The organism is Shewanella submarina, from assembly GCF_042646185.1.
Lineage (GTDB): Bacteria > Pseudomonadota > Gammaproteobacteria > Enterobacterales > Shewanellaceae > Shewanella > Shewanella corallii.
Map to the genome: position 1 here is coordinate 48,352 of NZ_JBHRTD010000018.1, position 20,472 is coordinate 68,823.

Consider the following 20,472-nt stretch of genomic DNA (forward strand, 5'->3'; position numbering starts at 1 on the left):
TTCTGGCTGGATAGGGAGGATTATGCGAAAAGTCTTTTTTCACCCTGAATTGGCTCTGTTCGGACCTGTTGGCGAAGAAGGAATGTGGAAGGGGAGGCTGTGCGCCTCCGAAGATTAGCAGGAGACCTTTATCCGGTTTAGCTGACCTTCCCGGAAATGATAAAAGGCATCCTGGGGCTTATCCTGCTGCCACAGGGCGTCATCATCCAGATGTTGCAGCATGCCTCTGAGCACCACACCGGTCAGACCGTGGGATACCAGTATCACCTTGTCTGGCGTCGCCGGATCCTGAAGCCAGTTTTGCAGCCGACTGCGGATCTGCACCAGAGACTCGGCATTGGGTGCCTGCAGATACCAGTCACCGCGACCATCCAGTTCCGGGTGCGCGGCCATAATGGTGGCGATCTCCTGTTGCTCCCAATCGCCCAATCTGGCTTCCATCACTCGCTCATCGGTATGAATCGCGCTGTTATCCAACCCCAGACCCTCACATACCAGCTGAGCGGTTTGCACGGCACGACCCAGCGGACTGGCGATTAACTGCCACTCATCAACTGGGCAGCCATCCTGAGTCAGGGCCCTTGCCAGCGCAGTTCCCAGGGCTCTGGCCTGAGACTCGCCCAGCTCAGTCAGAGGGGAATTACAGTGGCCCTGAAGTTTGCCTTCGGCGTTAAATCGGGTCTGGCCATGGCGCAGTATGTAGAGTTGTTTGTTCATTTAAGTGCCGGTCAATTCGGTGAGGAAAATCCTGATTCAGGATGGTGGCGTTTTTATCCAATGAATTCAAACCATCAGCTGTGAGCTGCCCCGAATTTCATCAAGATCTTATTCCTGGTTAATGCAGATTGATCCTATCTATCCTGATTTTATTGTTGCTTGCGCAACAAAAATAAATATAATGCCTCTCATTATTTTTGTTGCTTGGGTAACAATGTGAGAGAAGTCATCTATAAAACTTTGCTTTGGGCTGTGATTGCCGTGGCTGTAACATTTTCCGTTTTTCTGGTGATGTCGGATAATCTGGCGCCTTTCACCACTCAGGCAACCCTGCATAAGTCAGTGTCCAATATCGCCCCGGAAGTGTCGGGCGTGGTGACACAGGTTGCTGTGCATAATGGTGAGCCGGTTCAGCAAGGGCAGTTGCTGTTCAGCATAGATGCCACAAGCTACCAGTTGGCGGTTGCGCAGGCGCAGGCTGAGCTGAATAAGGCCAAAGAGGACAATGCGGCCAGAGTGCAGGAGCTGCAGGCCGCCAGGCAGGCGTTGGCGCAGAAACGAACTGAAGCGGCCAATAGCCATGTGCGGCTGAAGCGGGTGCAGGCATTGCAGGCAAAGGGCCTGGTATCTGAGCAGGAGCTTGACGATGCGCTGGCTGCCACCAAGGTGGCTGACAGTGGTGAGGCGGCTGCCCGGGCTGATGTCAGCCGTATTCAGGCTGAGCTGACCCAAAGCGGTGAGTCTGCCTCTGTGGCATTGGCCCGTGCCAAGTTGGAAAGGGCGCAGCTGGATCTGTCCAGAACTCAAATTAAGGCGCAGTCGGCCGGTACCGTCAGTAACCTGCAGCTGCAGACAGGCAGTTATGTTAAAGCCGGTAGCCCGGTACTGTTTGTGGTGAATGAGCAAAGCAATTGGCTGAGTGCTGATTTCAATGAAAAAGGCATTACTCACCTTAAGCCGGATACCCGGGTACTGATCAGCTTTGATGCCATTCCGGGGAAGCTGTTCAGCGGCGCAATCCTGAGTCAGGACAGAGCGGTTTTCGATGCCAGTAATCCGGGCAATCAGCTGTCGACCATAACCAATGACAACCGTTGGATCCGCGAGCAGCAGAAGGTAAGGGTACGCATTCATGTTGATGGTCAGGATCCCAGTCTGTTTTCCGGCTCCCGTGCCAGCGTGGTAGTGGAAGATGGCGGTGCAATTATCGACGGCCTGAGCCATAGCTGGATAAAGCTGGTGGCCCTGTTTCGCTACTTGTACTGATGGCTTGAGGTAAGTTGCAGATGACAACTTTGGTCAATCAAAGCGCCGACGAGACTCAGGTATCCCTGACAGAGCCGAAGAAGTCAGGGCAGAGAACAGCGGCCAGGTACTGGTCTGTGGATGCCCTGCGCATCAGCCTGGTGGTCTGTCTTTGTATGCTGCTGGGCAAGCTGCTGCATCTGGACGCTTCTGTATACCTGTCATTGTTTCCTGTGATAGTGCTGACCAAGGGCAAAGATTACAGCTGGAAAGGGCTGGTGGGCATGTTTGCTCCCACTATGGTTGCGGCGTGCGGTGCACTCATCACCTATGAGGTGTTCAGTGACCATCCTTTTGTAGTGTGGAGTATCAGTGCGGTGCTGTTTGATCAGATGCGTCGCCGTGCCGACACCCCGGTCAAAATCGGCAAACTCTTTATGCCCACCATCAACTGGGTATTGATTGTGGTATTTGCCCAGCATACCCAGGCGGATATGCCCCAGCGACTGCATGAGATTTTGCTGGCCATGGTGATCACTGCTTTGGTACTTAAAACCGTGCTCTGGTTTTTGCCGGTAAAGCCTGAGGCTAAGGCTCAGAGTACGGCTATAAGTTCTCCACCGACTCAGGTCACTTATGAGCAGCGGTTAGTGTCGCTCGGCTTGATAGGCGCTGGGCTGGCATTTCTGATGATAGTGGATCTGGTGTCGGCAGCTTTCTGTATCGTGCCTGTTATTGCGGTGGCTACCCAAACCAGCCGACAGCAGTTTATGGCAGTACTACAGGACAGATTTGTGACTCAGGTAGGTGGCTGTGCGGTGGCGGCATGCTTTATGGTGTTGATGGCAGGTCATCAGGGAGTGATAAGCTTGTATGCTATCTGTTTGTTTGCTCTGGTGTATTGGATTTCCCTCAATTTTACCAAGGAAACCGGTACACTGCGGGACGTACACGGTGATGCTCTGTTGGCGACCGTATTGCCGTTGCAGCTGTATATGACCAACACCAATACTGGCTTGTCTGATACCTTTTTACGGGGCTGGGAGCTGACCGCCACCCTGGGTATTTTGTACCTTATTTTTCGACTGACGGGTTGGTTAGCCCGCAGTGAACATTAAAGCGCGTTGCGCACAGCGCTTACCCTTGTATTTGATGACGCCAGAGAACAAGAGAATCCGATGAGCAAAGGCATTACCGATATTCCCGAATTGGATATGAGCCAATCTTTTATGATGGGACTGGCTTACAAGCAGTTTCGCACCCTGGCCAACCAACAACTGGCGGCTGAGTTTGATATCACTCTGGAGATGCTGGGGGCTCTGAGGGTGCTGGCCCACCTGGGGGAGGTGCCGCAGCAAACATTATGCGACCGGCTGCACCGGGAACGTTCAGTGATAAAACGTCTGGTAGACAACTGCATCAAGCGTGAGCTGATAGTGGCGCACAAGAGTGAGCAGAATAAAAAAGCCAGATATTTGAGCCTGACAGATAAGGGCCGGGAGGTGGAGACCTCAGCCCAGAAATCCGTGGCACTGGTGGTCGATGACTTTTATGCGCCTTTGTCTGGCGATGAGCGTGAGCTGCTGCTGTCACTGTGCAAACGTCTGATTAAAGAGGATGTGTTGCTGGGGGCTGACTAAGCGTCGATTGCTTCACTCCAGATACGCAAAAGCCGGGGACCATTCCCCGGCTTTTTTAATCAGTTACTCAAGGGCAACTGCAGTTTTCCCGCGCTAACAGGAACAAACAAACTTTGGCGCATTAAAGCACGAAGCGGCTCAGATCTTCGTCCTGAACCAGGTTGTCCAGGTGAGCGTTAACATAGTCAGCGTCAATCACCATGGTGCTGCCGGACTTGTCGGAAGCCTCGTAGGAGATCTCCTCCATCAGGCGCTCCATCACAGTGTGCAGACGACGGGCACCGATGTTTTCGGTACGCTCGTTTACCTGCCACGCGGCTTCAGCGATACGGTCGATACCAGACTCGGTAAATTCAATGCTCACACCTTCAGTACCCATCAGGGCGACATATTGCTCTGTCAGCGAGGCATGTGGCTCGGTCAGAATACGCTTGAAGTCACCTGCGGTCAGGGCATCAAGTTCAACACGGATTGGCAGACGACCCTGTAGCTCAGGGATCAGATCTGACGGCTTGGCCATCTGGAACGCACCTGATGCAATAAACAGGATATGGTCAGTCTTCACCATGCCGTGCTTGGTGTTTACTGTGCAGCCTTCTACCAGTGGCAGCAGGTCGCGCTGTACACCTTCACGGGATACGTCCGGGCCTGAGGTTTCACCGCGCTTACAGATCTTGTCGATCTCGTCCAGGAACACGATACCGTGCTGTTCTACCAGTTCGATAGCCTGTTCTTTCAGGTCTTCCTGGTTGACCAGCTTGGCCGCTTCCTCTTCGATCAGTTGCTTCTGGGCATCCTTTATCTTCATCTTCTTGCGCTTGCTGGCACCCTGGCCCATGTTCTGGAACAGGCTCTGCAGCTGGTTGGTCATCTCTTCCATGCCAGGAGGAGACATGATCTCAACGCCCATTTGTGGCGCAGAGATATCGATTTCGATCTCTTTGTCATCTAACTGACCTTCGCGCAGTTTCTTGCGGAAGATCTGACGAGTGTTGGACTGGCTTTCGCTCTGGGTGTCGTTATCCCAGTCATTCTTTGGCTTGGGCAGCAGCGCATCCAGAATACGCTCCTCGGCAGCTTCTTCGGCGCGGGTGCGGCACTTCACCATCTGCTCTTCGCGGGTCAGCTTAACGGCTGCATCGGTCAGATCGCGGATGATGGTTTCAACTTCTTTACCCACATAGCCCACTTCGGTGAACTTGGTGGCTTCAACCTTTATGAAAGGTGCCTTAGCCAGCTTTGCCAGACGGCGGGCAATTTCGGTTTTACCTACACCGGTTGGGCCGATCATCAGGATGTTCTTTGGGGTCACTTCCTGACGCAGGGCAGCATCCAGTTGCATACGACGCCAGCGGTTACGCAGGGCGATGGCGACAGAGCGTTTGGCCTTATGTTGACCGATAATGTGGGCGTCCAGTTCGTGGACAATCTCGCGGGGGGTCATTTCAGACATATTACTTCCTCAACGCTCCGTCTCAGTAAGACAGTTCTTCAACGGTTTTGAATTGGTTTGTGTACACACAGATATCACCGGCGATGGTCAGGGCTTTTTCAGCGATGTCGCGGGCGCTTAAATCTGTGTTTTCAATCAGTGCCAGGGCGGCAGCCTGGGCATAGTTCCCGCCTGAGCCAATGGCCAGCAGGTCGTGCTCTGGCTGCACCACATCACCATTACCTGTGATGATAAGGGAGCTCTCATGGTCGGCGACCACCAACATGGCTTCCAGCTTGCGCAGGGCGCGGTCAGAGCGCCAGTCTTTGGCCAGTTCAACGGCTGATTTCAGCAGGTGGCCCTGGTGCATTTCCAGTTTGGCTTCGAAGCGTTCAAACAGGGTAAAAGCATCGGCGGTGCCACCGGCAAAACCAGCCAATACTTTATTGTTGTAAAGACGACGGACTTTTCTGGCGTTGCCTTTCATCACTGTGTTGCCCAGAGATACCTGGCCATCACCTGCGATAACCACGTGGTTGTTACGGCGTACTGATACGATTGTGGTCACGATAGATCCTCTCAAGTTGCCAGCAAAAACAGCATTGCTGCTGGTCGATGAAAAGGATATGGGGACGGGCTTTTGGGAATACAAGGGGAAAAATGATTTGTTACAAGGGCGCGGGGAGGGAGTGCACAAAAAAACAGCCCCGCGTGATGCGGGGCTGAAAAGCAATTCTCGATGTGGATTAGCTGGTTAACCTGCTGTAGGTATTAACCTTCCCAGAACCAGATCTGACATCCATTGATACCGGCACGTTGCAGCACATGGCGCTGACGTTCGGCGGCACGCTTGGTGTCATAGGGACCCAATACCACCTTGTACCATGTGCCACTGCTGCCCTGTACCTTACGTACCTGAGCCGTAAGGCCCTGGAAGGCGATCATAGCTTTCATTTCATCAGCCTGTGATTCCACCCGGAAAGAAGCGCACTGCATCTGATAGGGGCGGGTAGGTGCGGTTGACTGCTCTGGCAGGTCCACTTCCACCTGTTTGTTTTCCAGCTCGGTCTGATAAGTCCACTCATCCTTTGGTTTGGGTGGCAGAGCGTCCGGATCCTTTTTGGGCGCGGGTTTAGGCTTGGGTTGCTCGACCTGAGTCTCTACAACCTCTGCCTGATCTGAGCTACCCGTGATGCTCCACAAAAAGTAACCAAAGCCTGCCAGTCCCAACAGGGCAATTGCCGCCACCACAACAGGGAAGCGCTTTTTCGGCGCTGCCTTACTGTTGCTGCGGGGTTTGCGGGGCTTGGTGCTGCGAGGTTTACGATTAGCGTAGTCCCGGGTCATTGATTACATGCGCTCCAGAGTCTCGATGCCCAACAGATCCAGACCTTGCTTCAGGGTCTTGGCTGTCAGCTGGCTCAGCAGCAAACGGCTGTGCTTCTGTTCTTCCGTTTCTGCGTTCAGTACCGGACAGGCCTCGTAGAAGCTGGAGAAGGCACCGGCCAGCTCAAACAGGTAAGCACAAAGTACGTGCGGGTGACCTTTGCCAACCATACGGGTCAGGGTTTCGCCAAACTGAGCCAGCTTGTTACCCAGATCCTTCTCTTTGTCGTGTTCCAGGCTGATAGTCGCGTTGGACAGGTCAACACCTTCAGCACGCTTAAAGATACCGGCAACACGAGTATAGGCGTACAGCAGGTATGGTGCTGTGTTGCCTTCGAAGCTCAGCATCTGCTCGAAGCTGAAGATATAGTCGCTGGCGCGGTTCTTGGACAGATCGGCATATTTAACAGAGCTGGTACCCACCACTTTGGCGATGTGTGCCAGTTCCTGCTCATCCATATCCGGGTTTTTGCTGCGAACCAGTTCCAGAGCGCGGACGTTGGCTTCATCCAGCAGGTCAACCAGCTTGACGACACCACCGGAGCGGGTCTTGAATGGACGACCATCTTCACCGTTCATGGTACCGAAGCCCAGGTGTTCCAGGCTCATGGACTCAGGGGCAAAACCTGCAGTCTTGGCCAGCGAGAATACCTGCTGGAAGTGCAGTGCCTGACGCAGGTCCACGAAGTACAGGGCGCGGTCAGCTTTCAGGGTGTTGGCACGGTACCGGATAGCTGCCAGGTCAGTGGTGGCATACAGGTAACCGCCGTCGGCTTTCTGAATGATTACCGGCAGAGGCTCGCCTTCTTTGTTACGGAACTCTTCCTGGAATACCACTTTGGCGCCATTGCTTTCAGACAGCAGGCCCTGGGCATCCAGATCTTTAACCACCTGAGCCAGATCGTCGTTGTAAGCAGATTCGCCATGTACGTCGGCCTTGGTCATGCTTACTCCCAAACGCTGGTAAATTTCCAGACAGTGGCTCAGGGAAATATCGTTGAACTCTTTCCACAGTTTCAGGCAGTACTCATCGCCTGACTGCAGGGACACTACCAGGTTACGGGCACGGGTCGCGAACTCAGCAGACTCGTCGAAACGCAGCTTTGCAGCACGGTAGAAGGTTTCCAGATCTGACAGCGCCAGTTCGGCCTGTTCGCCTTTTTCTGCCTGCAGCTCTTCCATATAGGCCAGTAGCATGCCGAACTGGGTACCCCAGTCACCTACGTGGTTTTGACGAATAACATTGTGGCCCAGGAATTCCAGAGCGCGGGCACAGGCATCACCAATGATGGTGGAGCGCAGGTGGCCTACGTGCATCTCTTTGGCCAGGTTAGGGGAGGAGTAATCCACCACTACTGTCTGGGCAGCAGGCAGCTCAAGACCGAACTTGTCGTCTTTCAGGGCTGTCATCAGCTGGTTGGCCAGGGCATTTTCATCAATAAAGAAGTTGATAAAGCCAGGACCTGCGATCTCTACTTTGGCCACATGGCTGGAGGCAGGCAGGTTATCGATGATCAACTGCGCCAGCTCACGTGGATTCTTGCCGGCGGCCTTGGTCATCATCATGGCCAGGTTGGTTGCCAGATCTCCGTGGCTCTTATCCTTGGTTCGATCTACCTGGATTCGCGGCGCAAAATCAGCTGGCAGAATTGCTTGCTGTTTCAGGGAATCGACAGTTTGTTCGAGTAACGATTGGATATGTGATTTCATGGCGTAGTTTTACCGACAACTTATGGCTTGGAAATTTGTGGAAGGTACCCTTCCTTACCGAATAACCGCTCATTCTAACGGTTTGTGGCGAACAATTGCTATCTTCTGAATGAATTTTTATCGGTGCTTTGTGCATAGGCTTGTGGCGGGGTTGGACACAGGGCTCAGATACAGAATTCCAGCCCGTTTTTGAGCCTGATTGAGGTTGCTTTGTTAATAAAATGGAGCTGGAGTTTTAAATCCGCTGTTATCGCTTCATCTTTGCTTGCCTTTTATCCGTCTTGGCAGTAAAAATCTGCCATTCTCAACAGGTGCGTAGCCGGACTCTCAATGCGCCCATTTTCCTCCCGCCTATGGCCATTACTATCCATATTGACTGTGCTTCTTCTGGGGCAGGTATGGGTGTTGCTGGCTGCCAAGCAGGGGATAGTGCAGCAAACGGTTGCGGAGACCTCTCAGGTCAGGGTTGTCAGTGAAGGTCAGGTGACTCTGGCACCTAAGCGACAGTTACAACGTGCTCAGGCCTGCGGCGTGCAGCTGCCTGCGTTTTCTCCCCTGTTGTTGATTCTGTTGCCTTTGTTGGTGGCCAAACCCTTGTTGGTGCGATGGCCGCCGGGATATCTCAACTTCGCCAATAACAGACTGGGCGGCTGGCAGGAAGCCAATTTGCAATTCAGGTTTACCCAGTCCCGCCAATGATGGCTTGTGTGAATTGAACCGTTTATCTGCCTGTTTGTTTTTCGGAGCGTGAGATGTTGGACTCCATTTATACTGTATTGTCTGCCCTGTGGAATCAGGACTTTAATGCCTTGCTGGCCCCCGGCAGTGCAACCCTGATCTACCTGTGTGTAGGCACTTTGATTTTCCTGGAAAGTGGCTTTATTCCGGCCGCGCCTTTCCCCTGTGACTCTGTTGTGGTGCTGTCCGGCACCTTGGCGGCTGTGGGGGTTATCGACCCGGTATTGATTCTGGTACTGCTGATTGTCTGTGCGGCTATGGGCAGTTGGATGGCGTATCTGCAGGGCCGTTGGCTGAACCGCTTGCCCATAGTGCAGCGCTGGGTGGACTCGGTTCCATCTGAAAAGCTGCAGCTGGTGGACAAGCTGCTGGGCCGTCATGGTCTGGTTGCCCTGTTCTGCGCTCGCTTTGTGCCTGTGGTTCGCTCTTTGTTGCCGCTGATGATGGGCATGCGGGTGAAAGAAGCCCCCAAGTTCCATTACTTCTCCTGGCTGAGCGCTGTACTGTGGACCATTCTGTTGGTGGGTCTGGGGTATTTGCTGCCGTCTTTGCCTGAGCCAATCAGCAAGACAGTCACCATGGGGCTGATGGCGGCACCTGTGATCACTTTCTGTGTGGCGGTGACCAGCTGGATTGCGATTAAGTTGCGCAGCAGATTCAAGCGCGCTTGAGCTGCGTGTCGTGACCAACAAAGGCCGGAATCAATCCGGCCTTTTTGCTATCTGCTTGATGAGTCTCACTATCTGCAAACATTGCCATTTTTTCATTAAATCCTTCACTTCGAAAAGATGAAATCGGTGTATGCTTGCTCTTCCCGGGCCAGCAAGTGCCCGAAAATTCCCATTGTTTATGCTGGCCCCGCCAGGTTGTTTGGAGCATAAGGTATTGGACTCCCTCGTTAATGTTATTACCGCTCTGTGGCATCAGGACTTTACTACCCTGATGGCCCCCGGGAGTGCTTTGCTGATTTACCTGTGTGTCGGGACCCTGATTTTTCTTGAAAGTGGTTTTATTCCGGCTGCGCCGCTGCCCTGTGATTCTGTGGTGATACTGTCTGGCACCCTTGGGGCTGTGGGTGTGGTTAACCCTGTGCTGATGTTGATCATCATTATCTGCGCCGCCGCTATCGGCAGCTGGCTGGCCAATATGCAGGGTAAATGGCTTAATCGCCTGCCTATGGTGCAGCGTTGGGTGGACTCGGTGCCATCCGACAAACTGCAAACCGTGGATAAACTCCTGGGCCGACATGGTCTGGTGGCCTTGTTTACTGCTCGTTTTATTCCTGTTGTTCGCTCACTCTTGCCCTTGATGATGGGCATGCGTTTGCAGCGCCAGCGGGTGTTCCAGTACTTTGCCTGGTTCAGCGCCTTTATCTGGGGCTGCTTGCTGGTAGGACTGGGTTACTTGTTACCTTCACTGCCTGAAAATGTCAGTCGGGTAGTGACCATGATTTTGATGGCCGCGCCAATCATCACTCTGTGTCTGGCGATCAGCAGTTGGGTGATATTCAAATTCCGCGGCAAGTTAAAGAAGTCAGCTTAGCCATCTCATCTTATGTGTATGGAAAAGCAAAAAGCGCCCGCGGGCGCTTTTTTATTACTGTCTCAGAGCAGATCCTGGGGATCCCTGTCCAGGCTCCAGCGGCACTTCTTGGCCGATTGCAGCTGGCTGACCTGAGCCAACATGCGTTCGGTTTCTTTTTGCAGCCGGGTTCTGTCTTTGGCCTGGAACATCAGCTGTCGTCTGTATTTACCGGCTTTTCGGTCCAGCGGGGCAGGCATGGGGCCTATCACTTCAAACTCTCTGTCTCTGGGCAGCAGCATCGCCATCTCATTCAAAAAGCTATCTGCATCCTGAGGGTTGTGGGCCTCGGCCCGGATAAGCACCATGTGCCAGGCGGGTGGCAGCAGAGCCTGTTGTCTCTCCTGTAGCTGGCTGCGGGCAAACTCACCATAACCCCGCTGCATCAGATCTCTCAGGATAGGGTTATCTCCCTGATGGGTCTGCAGCAGCACCATGCCCGGTTTGGCGGCACGACCGGCGCGGCCGGACACCTGGGTGTAGAGCTGGCCGAAACGCTCAGGCGCACGGAAGTCAGCACTGAACAGAGCACCATCGACGTCAAGCAAGCCAACCAGAGTCACATCGGGGAAGTGATGGCCCTTAGCCAGCATCTGGGTGCCCACCAGAATTTTGTACTCGCCTCTGTGAATGGCACCCAGGTGCTCTTCCAGCGAGCCTTTCAACCGTGTGGTATCGCGGTCGATACGTACCACAGGGTGTTTGGGGAAGAGTTTTTCCAGTACTGAGGCCAGCTGCTCAGTACCGACCCCCTGACCGGCCAGCATGGTACTGCCACAGTTATGGCACTGACGGGGGATAGGATACTGATTACCACAGTGGTGGCAGCAGATCTCTCCCAGCTGCTGGTGCAAGGTAAAGAAGGCGTCGCAGCGATCGCACTCATGTAGGTGGCCGCACTCGTGGCAAAGCAGTGCAGGGGCAAAACCGCGGCGATTAAGAAACAGCAGTACCTGATTGCCCGCATCCAGGTGCAGGCGCATTTCATTTATCAGTGGCTGGGATAAACCGGCGGTCAAAGGCTGGCTGCGAATATCGATAATCCCTTGCTTTACATTCTGAGCAGCGCCGGCCCGCTTACTCAAACTCAGGTGGCGATAGCGACCGCTGAGTGCGTTGTTAAGGGTTTCCAACGAGGGGGTGGCGGTTCCCAGGATCACAGGGATCCCCTCCAGATGACCGCGCATGACCGCCAGATCCCGGGCGTGATAGCCAACGCCTTCCTGCTGCTTAAAGCTGGAGTCATGCTCTTCATCCAGAATAATCACACCGGGATATTTCATCGGCGTGAACAGGGCGGAGCGCGTACCGATAATAATGGCTGCCTCACCACACCTGGCGTCGCGCCAGGCGTTAAGGCGGGCATTGTCGGTCAGGCCCGAGTGGATAACAGCGACCTTTACCCTGAAACGACGACGGAAACGGTTGATGGTTTGCGGTGTCAGGCCAATCTCGGGGACCAGGATTAGCGCCTGCCGTCCCTGTTTAAGATGGTGCTCCAGAGTGGCCAGATAGACTTCGGTCTTGCCTGAGCCGGTAATCCCCTCCAGCAAGGTACAGCTGAAATTATCTTCCTGAGTCATGGCTGCTACCGCCACGGCTTGCTCTTTGTTGAGCTTGTGCGGTTCTTCATCCATCACCAGCAGCTGGCGCCAACTGAGATCCGGTTGTTGGGTAATCTCCAGCTTTTCTACCCAGTTTTTGTCGCACAGGGCTTTAAGTCCTGACTTGCTCAGTTCAAGCGCGTTGAACTCTTCATCGGTCAGGGCTGACCTGGCCAGCTCCATCAATATCTTCTGTTGAGCCGGTGCTCTTTTGATACTGGCTGGATCGGCAGCGCGTCCCGCTTCGGTCAGTTGCAGCTGGGTGATGGTATCGCGGCTGGAGTCAGCACCCTTTCGCAGCGCGGCTGGAATAGCCTGGCTCAGCATCTGACCATGACTGCAGAAGTAATACCTTGCAGCCCACTGGGTGAGTTTATAGAGTGGATCAGGCAGCAGCGCTGAGTCATCCAGCAGCTCAATAATAGGTTTGACCTGCGCCGGAGCCAGGTCGCACTTATCTGTTACCCCTGTCACCAAACCTATCAGTTGCTGGCGGCCGAAAGGCACTTTAACTCTGGCACCTATGGCAGGTTGCTGTGGCATACTCTCTGGCAGGCGATAGCTGAAATCGCGTTTCAGGGGAACCGGCAGCGCAACCTCTACATACAGGGACATATCAGGGTAATTTCTTTTCAGGATGGCAGCTTAGTTTACCCAAAGGGAATGATTTGTGAAGGACGAAGGAAGAATGCTTAGAACAGGTGGTGCAGGATTTTGGGGGCTGTTATTGCTGTTGCTGACAGCTTGGCCTGCGAGCGCTGAGATTGAACATATCAGCTTGAACAAACTCCAGTTTCTTCAGGGCGAGTCGGTGAAGATGCGGATAAACCTGGTCGCTGAACCCAAAGATCTCAGGCGACTTGAGTTTGTACTGTGGCAGGAGTCAGGTCCGGAAAAGCTGATGGTGCAGCGCCTCAGTCCCTATCTGGTGGAGCTGATGGGGTTTGAAAAGGTGGTCGATCCCAATGCTTATATTATGGTGCGCGTTTACCTGATAAACCGCTGGGAACCCATGACCCGTATTGCGCTGTTTAATGAACTGGATGCTCTGCCCGATTACAGTCAGACTGCGCCAGCAGGGCAAAAACCGATCCCGGCTCAGAACAAAAACGATCAATTGGGATCTGGATCCGATCTGATTGCTGCGAATTGCACCATAGATTATCAGCCAGCAGAGACCCTTTGGCGCATAGGTACCCGCTATGCCAAAACCTGGAATACCCATGTTTATGGTGCGATTCTGGCGATTTTTGATGCCAATAAAAGTGCTTTTTATAAGAATAATATCAAATACTTGAAGAGTGGGGCTAAGTTGAAGTGCCCCGCGCAAGGTGCCTGGAATAGCTATGGCAGCAAGGCTGAAGCCGAGCAAATATTTGAACAGTTAAGCAGCGCTAATTAAGGCTGCCGAAGGCAGGAAAATCTGCTTGTTTCCCTTGGCGAGATACTGTACTATTCTGCGCCCTGAACATATGTCATTAACTGCATGTGGTGTCCGACTTCGGGTTGGAAGAGCGACATGGCCTTAAATTGAGGTAATCCCAATGAAAGCAGGTATCCATCCTGAATACGCAGAAATCACTGCAACTTGTACTTGTGGTAACGTTATCAAGGTGAACTCTACCGCTGGTAAAGATCTGCACCTGGACGTATGTGGTGCTTGTCACCCATTCTACACTGGTACCCAGAAAGTTGTTGATACCGGTGGTCGTATCGACAAGTTCAACAAGCGTTTCGGTATGCTTGGCAAGAAGTAATTGCGATTGCAATGATTTCTATAAAAGGCGCCTCAGGGCGCCTTTTTTGTATCTGGAATTTGTAAAAAATAGCCACTCGTCCGACCAATTGTCCAATTTTCTAGTAAATTTACAATTTATCTTCAGTAGTTCCTCTGTAAACCGCATTTTCAGGCAGTTCTGAATGTAGCTTTTCTACAGTTAACCCTGCTGCAAAAGCCTAATTTACTGCCTGAATAATTCAGCTAATATCAGGTTTGCTTTAATTTTTTTACACTAAACCCATAAATCACAATATTTTGTTTAAATAGCGTTGATATTGGCGTATTGTTGTGCGCCTGTAGACCCCGCACCTGTCAATACTGCTTTGGGAGAGACAGTGTTGATATCTGAAGGGTTGACCTCTTTCGCTCAAATTAGTTGTTTTTCAGGAATAGAAAATGACCGACCTTCGTCAACAAGCCCTTGATTATCATGAGTTTCCTGTGCCAGGTAAAACCGCTGTTTGCCTGACCAAACCCGCCCGCACCAGTAAGGATTTGGCACTGGCCTACAGCCCGGGTGTGGCTGAGCCTGTGCGTGAAATTGCGTCTAACCCGTCTGATGCTTACCGCTATACCAATAAAGGCAATACGGTTGCCGTTATTTCCAACGGTACTGCGATTCTGGGTCTGGGTAATCTGGGACCTTTGGCATCCAAGCCTGTGATGGAAGGTAAGGCTCTGTTGTTCAAGCACTTCGCCAATATCGATGCGACAGATATTGAAGTGAAGCACCGTACTACTGAAGAGTTTATCAATACTGTTGAAGCGATCGCCGACACCTTTGGTGGTATCAATCTGGAAGATATCAAAGCGCCTGAGTGTTTTGAGATTGAACGCGAGTTGATTGAGCGCTGTGCTATCCCGGTATTCCACGATGACCAGCACGGTACTGCGATTGTGACTGCTGCCGGTATGATCAATGCGCTGGAAATCCAGGGTAAGGAACTGTGCAAGGCGGTATTCGTTTGTATGGGTGCCGGCGCTGCCGCGATCGCCTGTATGACCATGCTGGTTAAGTGTGGTGCTCAGCGCGAAAACATCTATATGCTGGATCGTCAGGGCGTGTTGCATACCCGTCGTGATGATATGAATGAATATAAGCAGCTGTTTGCCAACAATACTGACAAGCGTACGCTGCAGGATGTTATCGCCGGTGCTGACGTATTCCTGGGTCTGTCCGGTCCGGACCTGCTGACCGAAGAAGATATCAAGTTGATGGCTGACAAGCCGGTGATCTTCGCCTGTTCCAACCCGGATCCAGAGATCAAGCCTGAGCTGGCCCATGCTACCCGTCAGGATCTGATCATGGGTACCGGCCGCAGCGACTATCCAAACCAGGTCAACAACGTACTGTGTTTCCCATTCATTTTCCGCGGTGCATTGGATGTACGTGCCACCCGCATTAATGATGAGATGAAGATCGCAGCCGTTAAAGCGATCGCAGATCTGGCGAAGGAGCCTGTACCGGATTCGGTATTGGCAGCCTACGAAGGCGTGACCGAAATGAAGTTTGGTGCTGACTATGTGCTGCCCAAGCCAATGGATCCACGTCTGTTGTCCCGTATTGCCAAGGCTGTGGCGCAGGCTGCCATAGACTCAGGCGTCGCTCAGCTGACTGAGTTGCCTGATGGGTATATGGACTGATTTAGCTGAATCCGTCACAAGGGGCCTTCAAGGCCCCTTTTTGTTGTCTGCGACCCGGTTAACCGGGACCAAAGATTTATTGACGTTTTATAACTGCTTGAAAGGCTGTGAAAGCAGCTGCAAATATGGGTTTTTCTGTGACTCAAGGTTGCCTTTTGTTGGTCACTTAGAAATAATCAAGCTTCTCAGTACAGGTGCTGAAACATTTGGCAAAAAAGCTGCTCACTGCTTAAGGATACTTGATGAGTGGCACCGCTTTCACTGAGTTTATTTTGTTGTCGGGATCATGCTTGTCGACAGTTTATGGTTGTAGTTTAAGAAAATGACATTCAACTGCAGTTGACGTGGCGATGGCCGTTTTCAGAGTGACAGGGACAAGACGCTGAATATGAAGCTGACTCGAATGCTGACAAAAAAACTGGTGAGCTTCTGGATTGTATCTCTGGCGGCTGTGGCTTTCCTGTTCATGCTGTTTGCATTTTTCAGCTATGTGCACCTGACTTCCAGATTCCAGCAACATCAGGTTGATGAGTTGCAATCTCTGCTCATTGTTGAACGTCATGAGCAGCGCAACGAACATGTTAAAGAGTGGCTTCCCTCCATACTCCAGGCTTACGACGCTCAATCCTTCGATCTTCTTGAAGACGGTAAAGTTATCTACAGCTATCGTGCAGAGCAGGTATCCGGGCGCCCGGTTCTGTATCTTGAGCAGCTGTCGGTCGAGCCGGATCTGAGGATGCGGCTTGAACTTCCCAGACCTTTCACCATCAATACCCCTGACTGGCAGGAGTTGTCGATTATCGGCGTGACTCTGCTGTTTCTTATACTGCTGGTGACCTACGGTCAGAGTTGGTTGAGAAAACAGATGATGGGGATAGAAGAGCTTTCTTCCCGTAGCCAACTGATTCTGGCGGGTGATTACCAAAAGGCGGCCAAGGCAGAGGGTAATGGCCAGCCTAAATTGATTAATAAAGCGATTACTGAGCTGCTGAATGCGCTTGAGGACGCCAGTGTAGAGCGCACCCGCTTTGATCAGTTTATTCGTACCAACACATTTCTCGATCCTGAAACCCGGGTGGGAAACCGGCTGTTTTTGAATAATCGTCTTGAGGCGCTGAGCTATCAGCAGCGTATGATAGTCTCGGGGACTCTCTACCTGATCATGCTGGAAGGCCTTGAAACTTATAAAAAGAAGCAAGGTGAGCAGGAGCTGTCTGAACTGCTGGATCTGGTGATTGATGGCATCAATAAGGTGCTAAGTTTACAACCCAACAGCCTGCTTGCCCGGCGGGCCAGCAATCAGTTTGCCGTGGTAGTGCCGCAGTTTTCTCTCGCTGAGGCTGATCATCTGGCGGAGCGTTTACTCAAGTTGTGTGTGTCACAGCTGGATATGGTTACCCGTAAAAAGGCTCGCTGCTACATTGGCGCAGCTTATTTCCGTGAAGGGGACCCTGTACATCAGTTGATGGAAGAGGCCGAGATGTCGCTCAAGGCTGCTCAACTGCAGGAAGCCAGTAATTGGTTTATGTACGATAAAGGCGCCGTTGATGAAGAATTTGCCAAAGGTTCTGTAAGATGGCGTTCATTGTTGGAGACAGCCCTGGCTCACCGTCGTGTGTACGCCTACGGCCAGTCAGTTGTCGATATTGACAATAACGTGCTGCACACTGAACTGTTCAGCCGTATCAAGGATGCTCAGGGTAAGATGATCCGTGCCAACCAGTTTGTGCCGATGGCAAATAAGGTTGGTTTGATGCCCAGAATTGAGCGCCAGTTGATAGAGTTGGTGTTGACTCAGGTTATTCCCAAATACCCTGATGCATATTTCAGCGTTAATCTGAGTCTGGACAGTTTGCAAAATAAGGCGTTTGTTCACTGGCTAACCGGCTATTTACTGGAGCACAGAGCGCACACTCAAAGGCTGATTATTGAAATCTCTGAAGAGGTTATGGTCAGGCATGGGGATAAGTTCAAATCTGTACTGCAGATGATTAAAACCATGGGAGCCAAGCTTTGCGTCGATCATGTGGGCCAGGATGTGGTCAGTGTTCACTATATGAGTGAGTACAAGGTCGACCTGATGAAGCTGCACAGGTCAATCATTCGGCAGATTCACCTTCGTCCAGAGAATCAATTGTTTGTGCGAAGTCTGATTGGCGGTTTATACCGTACAAATGTTACAGTACTGGCCGAAGGTGTTGAGTTGTTCGAAGAGTGGCAAACATTACAAATTTTAGGGGTCAGTGGTGGTCAGGGTAAATTTTTTGGGTCCCCTGAAGCGGTATAATCCTGATTTGCGTTGCAATGTTAGTAATTTAATTGGCGAACACTGTAAAATCCGCTTAACTTACAGATAGGCTGGGTAAATTGGGTTAATTGCCTAAATCACAAAGAATTATCTGCAGAGTTTTCCTTGGTAACGGAATCGAAAAACCGTTGCGATTATTGATGTGGCAGATTTTGTGCGTCTATGCCAGGTATGGCAATTTCCCCCGTTAATCACTACTGGAAAGTAGAAATACTATATGAATAACACTGTTTTCAATCGTCTCGCGTTTTGGAAGAAGCGCCGCGAGGGGAAGGTTTTGGGAGTCTATATTGCACCTGACAGGGTTTGGGTTCATCAGGCTGCCGCCGAAGACCAGGCAGCGGTTGAAATGGAATTCGCAATCGAAGGTGACTGGGAAGACATTTTCGGTAAAGTGGCCAAAGAGTTTGGTCACGCCAGCTTAAGGATAGTGCTGGCCCCTCACTGGTACCAATTACTGCCTGTTGACCGCCCCGATGGTGACGATAATGAAGTCGCCAACAGTTTGCTGTGGGCGGTTAAAGATATGGTCAATATTCCTGTGCAGAATCTGCATCTGGATTTCTTCGACTCATGCCTGCCCAATCAACCCAAGGTGTCTGTGGTTGTCATGGATAAAAGTGAGTTGCAAAAGCTGGTTCACGGCGCCATTGACTCCCATTTGACGATTGAAGGTATCAGCATCGAAGAGCTGGCCATGTGTCATGCCACTCCCAAAAACGAACAGGCCAAATTGATCATCAGCCACTACGCCGGCCAGGACCTGCTGTTCACTGTGATACGTGATGGTGGCCTGTGTATGCATCGGCGAGTCAGGGGCTTTACTGATATTCATGCCATTTCCGAGCAGGATTTGGCATACGGCGCTGCTGACAATCTGAGTCTGGAGCTGCAACGCTCCATGGATTATTTCGAAAGTCAGCTGCGTCAGGCTCCTGTATCCGCTGTTGATATCCTTATCGATGGTGCCAATGAGGCCCTTGCCAAGTTGGTGGGGGCGAACTTTAATCAGCCCGTCTCTGCAGTGCCACATACCTCGGTAGGTATCTCTTTTGCTGACTGTGCTTATCAGGAGTGGCAACAGGAGGAGCAGGCATGAAAACCCGCATTAACCTGTTAACTCCGGATCTCCTGCCTCCTGAGCTCCGCATCTCCTTTGAGCGAACAGTGCTGCTTGTACTGATTGTGTTGGTGGTCGGTGGCGCGGCCAATGCCTGGTTTTACTGGAAGAATAGCTTCCTTACCCAGGAGCTGGCTCAACATCATCAGGCCCGAAATCACCTGCAGAATCAGAAGAAAGATTTGGAACAGAAGGTCAGCAATCATAAGCCGGATCCCCGCTTGGTTGCTCAGGTCAAAGCCATGGATGAAAGGCTGTTACTGAAACAACAACTGTTGGCTGAGTTGGATCGTCGCAGCGATATCACCAGTGAAGGCTTCTCCATCCTGCTTACTGATCTGGCGGGCGTGTCAGCAAACAAGCTATGGCTTACCCGTATTCAGGCCGCCAATCAAAAATTCAGTTTTGAAGGTTACAGCGTGCAGGCACAAACAGTTCCTTTCTGGATTGACCAGCTTAAGTCGACTGAAACTCTTAAAGGCTATGCGTTCTCCGCTATCAATATGGACAGGGGCGAAGGTCAGCCTATTGCCTTTGTGTTGAGCAGCAAGCCAGAAGAGAAACCTGTTGCGGCAGCGGAGGGCGCCAAATGAAGCATCAATGGCACCAGTTAAGAGATAAGTTTGATGCCCTGACCGCCAGAGAGCGGGGGTTGATTGCCATAGCAGTGCTGGCGGTTTTGCTCACCATATTGATCATGCCCCTGAGCAGTATGATGGAGAGTAATCAAAAGCTGAGCCGGGAGATTAAATCTGTCACTCAGGAAAATGACATTTCCAATCAACAGATCGCCATGTATCAGGCGAAACTGGCGGAAGATCCAAATGCCGATTTCCGTCGTCGTCTCGATGACCTGCAGCAGCAACTGACAGATATTGAAGACAGGCTGGAAAGCCACAATGTCGTGCCATCAGATGTTATGCCTGTGCTGCTGAATACCATGATGGCCAGTGCCAAGCGTGTCACTGTTACCGGCTTTGAGTCTTTGCCGCCCAAGCCTTTGCTTGATGGTGATGCGGAAAACAAAATCAATCTATACAGCCATGGAGCAAAATTAAATATCAAAGGTCAGTACTTTGATGTTTTACGCTTTATGCAAACGGTAGAGAAATTGCCTGAGAAGGTTTACTGGAAGCAGCTGGACTATCAGGTCAAAGATTATCCGCTGGCAGAGGTATCGCTGGAGTTCTACACCCTGAGCGTCAATGAGGAGTACATCAGTGTTGCTTATTAGACTTGTTTCCACCGGTGCCTTGATGGGGCTGCTGACCTGTTCAGTAGTCTTTGGTGTGGGCGCCCAGACGCTTAAAGATCCAACCCGGCCTGCCGTGATATTTGACCCCGATGGAAAAGGCCCGGTTGTCAGCAATGGCAACGGCAGGTTGGTGCTCAACTCAATTACCTGGACGGGAAAGCAGGCTTTCGCCGTTATCAACAACAAGATTTATCATAGGGGAGACAGTGTGCAGGGAGTGAAAATAAGTCAGATCAACAAAGAGCAGGTGATGCTTGAAGATGGTCGTAAATTGGTTTTGTTCACCTCTGTCACTGGGAAATAAGGTTAACC

General features: G+C 51.7%; 21 protein-coding genes. 14 read left to right on the forward strand and 7 right to left on the reverse strand.

The window, feature by feature from the left end:
- Positions 1-114 precede the first annotated feature (114 nt).
- Entirely contained in the window at positions 115-717 is a 603-nt protein-coding gene (locus tag ACFOE0_RS17375; RefSeq protein WP_248933861.1) for a histidine phosphatase family protein, read from the reverse strand.
- A 216-nt stretch (positions 718-933) separates the two neighbouring features.
- Here ACFOE0_RS17375 and ACFOE0_RS17380 point away from each other — a divergent pair, with 216 nt between their 5' ends.
- From ACFOE0_RS17380 to ACFOE0_RS17390, 3 genes are read left to right on the forward strand one after another with little or no spacing between them, the layout of a single operon-like run.
- Complete coding sequence (locus tag ACFOE0_RS17380) at positions 934-1,983, forward strand: HlyD family secretion protein (RefSeq protein WP_248933862.1); 1,050 nt, start codon at positions 934-936, stop codon at positions 1,981-1,983.
- A gap of 20 nt (positions 1,984-2,003) precedes the next feature.
- On the forward strand, positions 2,004-3,080 hold the full coding sequence (locus ACFOE0_RS17385; RefSeq protein ID WP_248933863.1) for a DUF2955 domain-containing protein: 1,077 nt from the start codon (positions 2,004-2,006) through the stop codon (positions 3,078-3,080).
- A 60-nt stretch (positions 3,081-3,140) separates the two neighbouring features.
- The gene (locus ACFOE0_RS17390; RefSeq protein ID WP_115138328.1) at positions 3,141-3,602 is read left to right on the forward strand and encodes a MarR family winged helix-turn-helix transcriptional regulator; all 462 of its coding nucleotides are present in this window, start codon (positions 3,141-3,143) and stop codon (positions 3,600-3,602) included.
- Positions 3,603-3,723: 121 nt separating this feature from the next.
- On the opposite strand, the gene hslU is transcribed toward ACFOE0_RS17390, so the two are convergent.
- The 4 genes from hslU to argS form a co-directional block, all read right to left on the reverse strand.
- Positions 3,724-5,055 carry an HslU--HslV peptidase ATPase subunit gene (hslU, locus tag ACFOE0_RS17395; RefSeq protein ID WP_248933864.1) on the reverse strand — a complete coding sequence of 444 codons (1,332 nt, stop codon included), beginning with the start codon at positions 5,053-5,055 and terminating at the stop codon, positions 3,724-3,726.
- 22 nt (positions 5,056-5,077) lie between these two features.
- Positions 5,078-5,602: an ATP-dependent protease subunit HslV gene (gene hslV, locus ACFOE0_RS17400; protein WP_115138326.1), complete on the reverse strand. Its 525-nt coding sequence runs from the start codon at positions 5,600-5,602 to the stop codon at positions 5,078-5,080.
- 203 nt (positions 5,603-5,805) lie between these two features.
- The gene (locus ACFOE0_RS17405; protein ID WP_248933866.1) at positions 5,806-6,381 is read right to left on the reverse strand and encodes an SPOR domain-containing protein; all 576 of its coding nucleotides are present in this window, start codon (positions 6,379-6,381) and stop codon (positions 5,806-5,808) included.
- A gap of 3 nt (positions 6,382-6,384) precedes the next feature.
- On the reverse strand, positions 6,385-8,130 hold the full coding sequence (gene argS, locus ACFOE0_RS17410; protein ID WP_248933868.1) for an arginine--tRNA ligase: 1,746 nt from the start codon (positions 8,128-8,130) through the stop codon (positions 6,385-6,387).
- A 330-nt stretch (positions 8,131-8,460) separates the two neighbouring features.
- Here argS and ACFOE0_RS17415 point away from each other — a divergent pair, with 330 nt between their 5' ends.
- Both ACFOE0_RS17415 and ACFOE0_RS17420 read left to right on the forward strand, forming a co-directional pair.
- Positions 8,461-8,829, forward strand: a complete 369-nt coding sequence (locus tag ACFOE0_RS17415; protein WP_248933869.1) for a hypothetical protein — start codon at positions 8,461-8,463, stop codon at positions 8,827-8,829.
- Positions 8,830-8,882: 53 nt separating this feature from the next.
- A complete protein-coding gene (locus tag ACFOE0_RS17420; protein WP_248933870.1) occupies positions 8,883-9,539 on the forward strand; it encodes a DedA family protein in 657 nt (218 codons plus the stop codon).
- Here the strand turns inward: ACFOE0_RS17420 and ACFOE0_RS17425 are convergent.
- Entirely contained in the window at positions 9,526-9,747 is a 222-nt protein-coding gene (locus tag ACFOE0_RS17425; protein WP_248933871.1) for a hypothetical protein, read from the reverse strand. The two genes, ACFOE0_RS17420 and ACFOE0_RS17425, sit on opposite strands and share 14 nt — an antisense overlap.
- Before the next feature lie 6 nt (positions 9,748-9,753).
- Between ACFOE0_RS17425 and ACFOE0_RS17430 the strand changes: the two genes are divergently transcribed.
- A complete protein-coding gene (locus ACFOE0_RS17430) occupies positions 9,754-10,410 on the forward strand; it encodes a DedA family protein (RefSeq protein ID WP_248933872.1) in 657 nt (218 codons plus the stop codon).
- Positions 10,411-10,472: 62 nt separating this feature from the next.
- Here the strand turns inward: ACFOE0_RS17430 and priA are convergent, their stop codons facing one another.
- Positions 10,473-12,668: a primosomal protein N' gene (gene priA / locus ACFOE0_RS17435; RefSeq protein ID WP_248933873.1), complete on the reverse strand. Its 2,196-nt coding sequence runs from the start codon at positions 12,666-12,668 to the stop codon at positions 10,473-10,475.
- 55 nt (positions 12,669-12,723) lie between these two features.
- Here priA and ACFOE0_RS17440 point away from each other — a divergent pair, with 55 nt between their 5' ends.
- The 8 genes from ACFOE0_RS17440 (at position 12,724) to ACFOE0_RS17475 (ending at position 20,464) form a co-directional block, all read left to right on the forward strand.
- Positions 12,724-13,455, forward strand: coding sequence for a FimV/HubP family polar landmark protein (locus tag ACFOE0_RS17440; RefSeq protein WP_248933874.1), 732 nt, complete (start codon positions 12,724-12,726; stop codon positions 13,453-13,455).
- A gap of 142 nt (positions 13,456-13,597) precedes the next feature.
- Positions 13,598-13,810, forward strand: a complete 213-nt coding sequence (gene rpmE, locus ACFOE0_RS17445) for a 50S ribosomal protein L31 (RefSeq protein ID WP_115138318.1) — start codon at positions 13,598-13,600, stop codon at positions 13,808-13,810.
- A gap of 419 nt (positions 13,811-14,229) precedes the next feature.
- The gene (locus tag ACFOE0_RS17450; protein ID WP_248933875.1) at positions 14,230-15,477 is read left to right on the forward strand and encodes a malic enzyme-like NAD(P)-binding protein; all 1,248 of its coding nucleotides are present in this window, start codon (positions 14,230-14,232) and stop codon (positions 15,475-15,477) included.
- Positions 15,478-15,865: 388 nt separating this feature from the next.
- Positions 15,866-17,764 carry an RNase E specificity factor CsrD gene (csrD, locus tag ACFOE0_RS17455; protein WP_248933876.1) on the forward strand — a complete coding sequence of 633 codons (1,899 nt, stop codon included), beginning with the start codon at positions 15,866-15,868 and terminating at the stop codon, positions 17,762-17,764.
- Positions 17,765-18,002: 238 nt separating this feature from the next.
- Positions 18,003-18,884: an MSHA biogenesis protein MshI gene (locus tag ACFOE0_RS17460; protein WP_248933878.1), complete on the forward strand. Its 882-nt coding sequence runs from the start codon at positions 18,003-18,005 to the stop codon at positions 18,882-18,884.
- Entirely contained in the window at positions 18,881-19,498 is a 618-nt protein-coding gene (locus tag ACFOE0_RS17465; RefSeq protein ID WP_248933879.1) for a fimbrial assembly protein, read from the forward strand. The genes ACFOE0_RS17460 and ACFOE0_RS17465 overlap by 4 nt, the downstream gene beginning before the upstream one ends.
- The gene (locus tag ACFOE0_RS17470; protein ID WP_248933880.1) at positions 19,495-20,139 is read left to right on the forward strand and encodes an MSHA biogenesis protein MshJ; all 645 of its coding nucleotides are present in this window, start codon (positions 19,495-19,497) and stop codon (positions 20,137-20,139) included. Before ACFOE0_RS17465 ends, ACFOE0_RS17470 begins: the two co-directional genes overlap by 4 nt.
- A complete protein-coding gene (locus ACFOE0_RS17475) occupies positions 20,126-20,464 on the forward strand; it encodes a general secretion pathway protein GspB (protein ID WP_248933881.1) in 339 nt (112 codons plus the stop codon). The genes ACFOE0_RS17470 and ACFOE0_RS17475 overlap by 14 nt, the downstream gene beginning before the upstream one ends.
- The last annotated feature ends 8 nt before the right edge of the window (positions 20,465-20,472 follow it).